This window comes from Pseudomonadota bacterium (assembly GCA_016927275.1).
Classification (GTDB): domain Bacteria; phylum UBA10199; class UBA10199; order 2-02-FULL-44-16; family JAAZCA01; genus JAFGMW01.
This window is the reverse complement of the sequence record JAFGMW010000113.1, coordinates 1-4,953: the sequence shown is the minus strand read 5'-3', so window position 1 is coordinate 4,953 and position 4,953 is coordinate 1. Positions and strand designations below refer to the sequence as shown.

8 protein-coding genes are annotated in these 4,953 nt (G+C 62.5%); all 8 read right to left on the bottom strand.

All coding sequences use genetic code 11. The annotated features are described in order from the left end of the window. Positions 1–88 (bottom strand): P-loop NTPase (locus tag JXA24_07740; protein MBN1283644.1); only part of this gene is annotated, 88 nt, incomplete at its 3' end. 32 nt (positions 89–120) lie between these two features. Continuing rightward, positions 121–729 carry a hypothetical protein gene (locus JXA24_07735; protein ID MBN1283643.1) on the bottom strand — a complete coding sequence of 203 codons (609 nt, stop codon included), beginning with the start codon at positions 727–729 and terminating at the stop codon, positions 121–123. Then, positions 729–1,622 (bottom strand): DUF89 family protein, encoded by an 894-nt coding sequence (locus JXA24_07730; GenBank protein ID MBN1283642.1) that lies wholly within the window; start codon positions 1,620–1,622, stop codon positions 729–731. Before JXA24_07730 ends, JXA24_07735 begins: the two co-directional genes overlap by 1 nt. A gap of 8 nt (positions 1,623–1,630) precedes the next feature. After that, entirely contained in the window at positions 1,631–1,993 is a 363-nt protein-coding gene (locus JXA24_07725; protein MBN1283641.1) for a NifB/NifX family molybdenum-iron cluster-binding protein, read from the bottom strand. Positions 1,994–2,086: 93 nt separating this feature from the next. Further along, positions 2,087–2,446 (bottom strand): DUF5320 domain-containing protein, encoded by a 360-nt coding sequence (locus JXA24_07720; GenBank protein ID MBN1283640.1) that lies wholly within the window; start codon positions 2,444–2,446, stop codon positions 2,087–2,089. A gap of 275 nt (positions 2,447–2,721) precedes the next feature. Next, on the bottom strand, positions 2,722–3,087 hold the full coding sequence (locus tag JXA24_07715) for a DUF134 domain-containing protein (protein MBN1283639.1): 366 nt from the start codon (positions 3,085–3,087) through the stop codon (positions 2,722–2,724). Between the two features lie 120 nt (positions 3,088–3,207). After that, positions 3,208–3,873: a peroxiredoxin gene (locus tag JXA24_07710; GenBank protein MBN1283638.1), complete on the bottom strand. Its 666-nt coding sequence runs from the start codon at positions 3,871–3,873 to the stop codon at positions 3,208–3,210. A 78-nt stretch (positions 3,874–3,951) separates the two neighbouring features. Further along, entirely contained in the window at positions 3,952–4,905 is a 954-nt protein-coding gene (locus tag JXA24_07705; protein ID MBN1283637.1) for a LysR family transcriptional regulator, read from the bottom strand. Between the last annotated feature and the right edge of the window lie 48 nt (positions 4,906–4,953).

Below are 4,953 nucleotides of genomic sequence, written 5' to 3'. Positions count from 1 at the left end.
TGACGTCGGAGCCGATCGCCCGTGCCAGATTGACAGACACGGTCGTCTTGCCGGTCCCACCCTTTCCTGAAGCCACTGCCAGAATCATCGAGCCTCTCCTCGTCGTTCATCTATCCTGTCTCAAGCATGGCCCTTGTCCGCTTTGATCCATATCAGCGGGAAAACGATGTCGCTCGTGCAGCACGGGATCCAGACGGCAAGAAACAGGAACAGGCCAATGCCGGCGACGGTCAGGAAATTCAATGCCCCCCCCAGCGCCATGGTCATATGAAACAGGGAGGTCCATGTGCTCAGGAAGACGTGGGCTGCGTGGGGAAAGCGGGTATGAGGCCATGCCATCCCTATGGCGATGCCGAGCAGGGCGAGGGGATTGACCAGCCACCACTTCTCGATGAAGCCGATGTGCACGGCGCGATGCGGCAGGCTGAAGAGCCACTCGCCCGCGAAGGGAATTATGGAGTCGCTCAGCGTAGCGATCCCGACAGAACCGACATACCCGATCAGGATCGTCCGCAGGAGCCTGCCGGGGGCATGCAACCTGTACATGGCGACGGTGACGAGGGCGCTGACGAGGACGTGAAGGGGGTGCAGAGTCCAGAAGAGCGTTTCCGAGACGTGCCGGGGAACCTGCTCCATCGACATGACCAGCATGATGGCTATGCCGGTGGCGGTCCCCAACGCGGTGAAGGGGGCGTGTTTTCTGAGCTGAAGGATGATCTCCGCCGCCATCATGCCTCCCTCGGCGCACCGCCCGAATCGGCGATGCGCATGTCCGCCTGCGCCAGAAGGGCATTGACGCCCACCGGCAGGCAGGCCCGCCCCGCGATCACCGGGCACTTGACCTTGAACAGGAAAAAGATGTTGCGGGGGACTTCGCTGAGAGACTCGAAATTCCCCTGCCCCTTTGCAATGATCATGTCTGCCGCGTCGAAACGGCTGCGAAACTCAGGGCTGCACTGCGCAAGCAGCGTACCCGGAGCGTCCGAGCCGTTGTCGATCACCTCGACGATGTGGTGAAGGCCGGCGGCCCTCGCATCCGCCAGGGTCGCATCGTTGATGACCGGTGCGCCGCGCACGGCCAGCGTCACCCTGTCCGGAGAGAGCCGCTCGATGAGGAGGCGGTCTAACACTATCTCTCCGGCGTTGTCCGCCAGATAGAGTATGTTCCCGGCTTCGGCGGCAGCGCGCCTGAAGCGATCGCAATCCCCCGCGAGGTTCCCGGCGAGCGCATCGGCGATCGAGCTGCGGACATCTTCCTCGGTCACGCTGCCCCTGGCGCCCATGTCTATCACGTTGCCGGCGATCGCCAGCCGCACGGCGGTGGCCAGCGGGTCGGACGAGGCATCCACCTCTGCCCTCAATTCATGAATGAGGCCGATGGCCATGCGGTTCATGCGGTCCTTGGACGCGCGATAGGGGTCCTCATTTCCCGTGACCTCTCGAAGCATACTGTGTATCCGCTGCCCCAGGACAGGCGGGGGATTTGAGAGATCCATCTCCCTCGACCAGCCCAGAACCTCTCGAACGATCCGCTCATGGACCGCAGGATCGTCGGACACCATCCTGGCCGCGTCCAGGGACTGGCGTATGAAGCACGGTATGCAGTCGAGAGAGGACTTCATTCCGCCGCTCATGCCCAGTGGCTTTCCACGTCCGACGATTTTGCCTCGACCAGTTTGTTTGAGCGGTATTGATCGAGGGCCATGGCGATGGTCGGGGCGTCGCAGTTGTAGATTTTGATCCCCGCGGCCGCAAGTACGCCAAAGGCCTTCGGGCCGCAATGCCCGCTCACCACCGCCTGCACGCCGAGCCGGGCGACCGTCTGCGCGGACTGGATACCGGCACCCTGCGCCGCGTTGAGGTTCTGCCGGTTGTCGACCACCTCGAATGTCGCGCTGTCCAGATCGTAGACGAGAAACTTGGGCGCACGTCCGAAACGGGTGTCCAGCGGGGCATTGAGGTCCTCCCCTGAGGTCGTGAACGCTATCTTCATAATAAATGATCTCCTTTGCCATTGTCGAGGATACAGAACGGCCCACCCCCTTAACTCACAGGGGAGGCCGAACTGCAAGCCCGGATCGAATCGCTACTCTGCGCCGCCCTCGAGCTCGGACAGGCGCTTCTTGATCGAATCGAGCTCCTGCTGCAGCGCATCCGCCTGATCCTTGAGAAACCCCTTCTCCGCCTCAGGGTCGGGCTTCACATAGGGTGCCGGATAACCGCTCGAGCGCATCCAGCCCGGCTGGCCTGTGGCGTAGTACATATGACGCCACCCCCAGCCACCTCCGCCAAAGCCGCGGCCGCGGCCGCGGCCGAAACCCCTGCCGTAACCGTACCACGGCCCCGAGTTCGCATAGCCCGGAGCGCCGTACCCTGCGCAGTATCCGGCGCCACGGCCGGTCATCGATCCTGCACCCATCGGTCCTGTCCCGTCTCCTCTCGGCATACGATCACCCTCCTTTCTCCGTATTTATCTCCCTCACCATGTTCGCACCGCATTTCGGGCATTTCATCTCCGCACAGGGCGCACCGCGCTGGTGCGCCTGGCGGAACCCGCATTTGGGACATATGCAGAATCCCTCCGGGCCGGCCGCAAGCGGCCCGCCCATCCGGCCGCGCCCGCCGCCACTGCCTGGACGCCCTGCACCCCGTCCGCCTCCACGTCCTCCGCCTCCCATGCCTCCTCCGCCTCCCATGCCTCTCATATATCCTCCTTTCCCCTCACCAGCGCCTTCCACGCCTCCAGCGGCCCCCGCCGCGGCCCCCTCCGCCCGGCCATGGCCGCGGCTGATCCGCGACATTGATCACATTGCCGCCCTCTATCCGGATCGCCTTGCCGTTTATGAGCGCGCCGGCTACCGTCCTGTGGGCGCTGTTCAGTATCCTGTCAAAGGTCTGGCGCGAGACGTTCATCTTTGCCGCAGCCTCCTCGTGGTAGAGCCCCTCGATGTCCGCGAGCCTCATGGCCTCGATCTCGTCCAGGCGAAGGATCACCTCCTGCAGATCGGAGAGCGGGATACCCCTGGGCTTGAAGTAGTCGTGCATCAGGGTCCAGCCCACCCTCCTGAATTTGAACGGCCTCGGCATGATCACTCCCAGTAATAAGCATATGCCCATAACCCCTCATCGGTCAATCATAATCTCAAGGGGAGGATGACAAAGAGGGCCCCTCTCCAGGGGGCCCTCTTTAAATTTATGTACTTGATATCACAGCTTTTTATGGCACAGCCACCAGTCGAGGCATTCGAACTCGCCTGACTTCGCCTTTTGAAACCTCTCCTGTGCCGTCTTGACGTCCTTGGGCGGCGGGATGATCACGTGGTCCTTCCCCACGACTTCGCTATCCGGCCAGTGCGCCGGCATCGCAACTCCGTTCTTGTCCGAGACCTGCATCGCCTGGACCGACCTCAATATCTCGTCCATGTTTCTGCCCAGCTCCTGCGGATAATAGAACATTATCCTTATCGCCCCCTCCGCATCCACCACGAAGACGGCCCTGACCGTATTCGATCCCTTGCCGGGGTGAATTAAACCCAGTTTCTCCGCCACGGCCCCGGTATCGGCAATGATGGGGAACTGGATCTGGACGTCCAACTTTTCCTTTATCCACTCCTCCCACTTGATGTGGGAGAATACCTGGTCCACGCTCATGCCGATGAGCTCGCAGTTCAGGGCTCTGAACTTTTCGTATCTCTTCTGAAAGGCCACGAACTCCGTCGTGCACACCGGCGTAAAATCCGCGGGATGGCTGAACAGGACAAACCATTTGCCCGAATAGTCGCCAGGCAGGTTCTTCATGCCGTGCGTTGTCTGAACCTTCATGTCAGGAAACCTGTCGCCGAGAAGCGGCATGCCCGTCTTCTCCTTTTCCATTTTTTATCTCCTCTCTGTTTTGTGTGACTTCCATATCGCAGCATCTGCACGCGACATCAAGAGAATAAAGGATCGGCGCTACCTTCGGCGGCCGGCTGCATTCACCGCATCCATGAGCGCCCTGGCCTGCGGGGAGGGCCTCCGCCTCTTGTGGAGCACGATGCCGATCTCGCGCACGCCCTCGAACTCGCGGATCATCACCGCGCGCTGGCCGCGCAGCTTCTGCTCGCGCGCGGAGAGCTCGGAGATGAGCCCCACCCCCATGCCCTGCGCTACCAGCGAGCAGATCGCCTCGGGGTAGTGCATCTCCATGGCGACCGTGGGCACCATGCCGTTCGAGCGGAAGACGTCCTCGATGAGCATGCGCGAGTGCGACGAGAGGGGATAGAGGATAAGCGGCTCGCCGCGCAGCTCGCGTATCGAGACTCTCGGGCCCTTGAATCGCGAACCCTGGGGCACGACCGCGACGATAGAGTCGCGGTACACCGTGGAGGAGTCGAGGCCCTGGGGGGTCCGGTTCGTGACCGCTATCGCGAACTCTATCTCGTGGCCCGCCACCATCTCCATGAGCTCGCCGCTGGCCCTGACCACCGCCTCGACCTTCACCTCGGGGTGGGCCCTCCTGAAGGCGGAGAGCACGCCGGGCATGATCTCGATGGCAGCGGTGTCGATCATGCCGAACTTGACCATGCCGCTCCCGAGCCCGCCGGCTCCCTGGGCGCCCCTGCAGACGTCCTCGACGGTCGCCAAGATCAGGTTCCCCTCCCTGAAGAGGTAGTCCCCGGCGGCGGTCGGGCTCGCGCGCGACTGCGGGTCGAACAGGGCGACGCCGAGCTCCCGCTCGAGTGCGCGCACCTGCTGGCTCACCGCGGACTGCGTGAGCTTGAGCCTGCGCGCAGCCTGCGAAAATCCGCGCTGGCGATATACCTCGCAGAATATCCTGAGCCTCTGCATATCCATGGATAACTCCATATGCCTCCGGGTCCTGTCGTCGGGCGGCTCCTCCCTGCCTACCGGCAGGCAGGCCGCCACAATTTGAGGACCCTTTTTCCGATGACGCTGTAAAAAGGGGCCTCAAAT